The 3,622-nt window shown below is 36.1% G+C and carries 1 protein-coding gene; it reads left to right on the forward strand.

Features of this window, described 5'->3' with window-relative positions; all coding sequences use genetic code 11:
• Positions 1 to 93 precede the first annotated feature (93 nt).
• Positions 94 to 3,622, forward strand: a 3,529-nt coding sequence (locus AC3DU7_RS28515) for a hydantoinase B/oxoprolinase family protein (protein WP_488042630.1), incomplete at its 3' end; no start/stop codon positions are given.

The raw sequence follows: 3,622 nt of genomic DNA on the forward strand, positions 1-3,622 counted from the left end.
GGATGAAAAAAGACCTTTGGGAATACCGACCATGTACGACCGCGCATTGCAAGGGATGTCAATAAATTCTAAATTAATATGACTAACACATTTATGACTAACAATTCTTGGCAATTTTGGATAGACCGTGGAGGTACATTTACTGATATAGTTGCTAAAGCTCCGGACGGTCAAATTATTATTCATAAACTATTATCAGAAAATCCCGATCGCTACCAAGATGCTCCAGTACAAGGAATTCGTGAAATATTAGGAATTCCTCAAAATCAAGCAATTTATTCAAAAGAAATAGAAGTGATTAAAATGGGTACTACTGTTGCGACAAATGCTTTATTAGAAAGGAAGGGCGATCGTACAGTTTTAGTTATTACGAAGGGTTTTAAAGATGCTCTAAGAGTTGGTTATCAAAACCGACCAAATATTTTTGCTAGAGAAATTATTTTGCCGGAAATGTTGTATGAGAAAGTTATTGAAGTTAAGGAACGTTATACAGCGAAAGGTGAAGAAATTATTCCACTTCAAACAACGGAGTTAACTATTCAACTTCAAGAAGTTTATGCAGCAGGAATTAGAAGTTGCGCCATTGTTTTAATGCACGGTTATCGTTACCCGAAGCATGAGCAAAAAATTAAAGAAATTGCTCAAGAAATAGGATTTACTCAAATATCTGTATCTCACGAAGTTAGCCCTTTAATGAAATTAGTTAGTCGGGGAGATACTACTGTTGTTGATGCTTATTTATCACCAATTTTACTAAGATATGTCAATCAAGTCAGTAATTCTTTAAAAAAGGGAACAGGGAACGGGGAACAGGGAACAGGAAAGGAAAAGAATTTTGCTAAAAATCTTTTAAGCAATATTTCAGAAATACAGTCAGAAAAAAAGGGAACAGGGAATAGGGAACAGGGAACAGTTAAGAAAAAAGATTTTACTAAAGAACTTTTAAATAAAAGCAATATCCAAGAAAGTAACCAATTGAATAAATTAGGAACAGGGAAGGGAGAACAGAAAACAGAAAAGGAAAAGGAAAAGAATTCTGCCAAAAATATTTTAAGCAATATTTCAGAAATACAGTCAGTTAAATTAATGTTTATGCAGTCAAATGGCGGTTTAACAGATGCTCAAAAATTTCAAGGTAAAGATAGTATTTTATCTGGACCTGCTGGTGGAATTGTTGGAGCAGTTCAAACAAGTAAAATGGCTGGTTTTCATAAGATAATTAGTTTTGATATGGGTGGTACTTCTACTGATGTTGCTCATTACGCTGGAGCAGAAAATAAAACAATAGAATATGAGCGAGAATTTGAAACAGAAATTGCAGGGGTACGGCTACAAACTCCGATGATGTCGATACATACTGTGGCTGCTGGTGGAGGTTCAATTTTATTTTTTGATGGTTCTCGTTATCGTGTCGGACCTGAATCTGCTGGAGCAAATCCTGGTCCGGCTGCTTATGGAAAGGGCGGACCTTTAACAGTGACAGATTGTAATGTCATGGTCGGAAAAATACAGCCAGATTTTTTTCCGAAAGTCTTTGGGAAAGATGGAAATTTACCTTTAAATTTAGAGATTGTTAGAGAGAAGTTTACTCAGTTAGCAGCAGAAATAGGTAATAGTAAAAAACCAGAAGAAGTAGCTAGTGGATATTTAGCTATAGCCGTGGAAAAAATGGCAAATGCGATTAAAAAAATCTCTTTGGAAAAAGGTTATGATGTTTCAGAATATACTCTTTGTTGTTTTGGTGGAGCTGGCGGTCAACACGCTTGTTTAATTGCTGATGCTTTGGGAATGAAACAAATATTTATCCATCCTTATGCCGGAGTTTTATCAGCTTATGGCATGGGATTGGCAGATATTCGAGTTATGAAAAAAAAGGCAGTTGAAAAAATACTAATTCCAGAATTATTGCCAGAAATTAAACAAATTTTATCCACACTAGAAACTGAAGCTAAACAAGAAATAAATTCCAATCAAAATCAAATATCCTTATCGAAAGTTCACATCAAATATCAAGGCAGTGACTCAACATTAATCGTAGACTTTGCCGAAAATATCTCCATAATGAAATCCGAATTTGAAACAGCCCATCAACAAAGATATGGATTTATCATGGCAGAAAAATCTCTAATGATTGAAGCAGTCTCCCTCGAACTTATTCAACAAATGGAAACTCTAGAAGAAACAGAAAAATCTCCCATTCAAAAAACAGCCATAACTCCAATTACAACAACAAAAATCTACACCGCCGGAAAATGGCAAGATACACCTATTTATCTACGAGAAAATTTACAACCAGGAACAAAAATTAATAGCCCCGCCTTAATCATAGAAAAAACCGGAACTAATATTATCGAACCAGGATGGCAAGCAGAATTAACCCTCAAAAACCACCTCGTATTAACCAAAACCAAAACCACAGAAAAATCTCTAGACCCAACCACAAAATCTCAAACAAAAATCCCAACATCAGCAGACCCAGTAATGCTAGAAATATTTAATAACCTATTTCGAGCGATCGCTGAACAAATGGGAATTACATTACAAAAAACTGGCTCCTCAGTAAACATCAAAGAAAGACTAGACTTTTCCTGCGCCATCTTCGACCGAGACGGTCAATTAGTTGCCAATGCTCCTCACATTCCCATACATTTAGGCTCCATGAGCGAAAGTGTTAATGCCGTAATTTCTGATAAAAAAGATATCCTCAAACCAGGAGACGTTTATGTTTTAAATAATCCCTATAACGGCGGTACTCATTTACCAGACATAACAGTTATTACCCCCGTATTTCCACCTCTACAAAAACCAAAAGGGGATAAATCTATTACTCAAAATTTGAAATCTGTACAGTTTCCTGGCGAACAAACTTTATCCGATACAAAAATCACTTTAGGGGATAAATCTACCACTCAAAAATTAAAATCTGTAAACCCTCCTGCCAATGAAAATATTATTTCTGAAAATCAAACAACTATTTCCGTAACCCCCCCTGAAAAGACAGAAAAAATAGAAACTCCCATATTTTATGTAGCCTCCCGTGGTCATCATGCAGATATTGGTGGAATTACCCCCAGTTCCATGCCACCCCATAGTAAAACAGTAGAAGAAGAAGGAATATTAATCGATAACTTCCAACTCGTCAAAAACGGGAAATTCCAAGAAACAGAAATATTAAACATCCTCACATCCGGCAAATATCCTGCCAGAAACACCAGCCAAAATATCGCCGACCTCCAAGCACAAATAGCAGCAAATGAAAAAGGTACACAAGAACTTCAGAAAATGACAGAAAAGTATGGCTTAGAAACCGTACAAACTTACATGAAATTCGTTCAAGATAACGCCGAAACATCAGTACGCCAAGCCATAAAAAAACTCTCTTCATCACTCAACAAACAAAATTCCACATCCACCTTCGATGACGGTAATAAAATTCAAGTTTCTGTCAGTCTCGACAAAAAAAATCTCAGTGCAAAAATAGACTTTACAGGAACATCTCCCCAACTTCCCACAAACTTCAACGCACCAACCGCAGTATGTAAAGCAGCAGTTTTATATGTATTTCGTACCCTAGTTGATGATGATATTCCCCTCAATGCAGGTTGTCTCAAACCATTAGAAA

The organism is Okeania sp. (assembly GCF_983059655.1).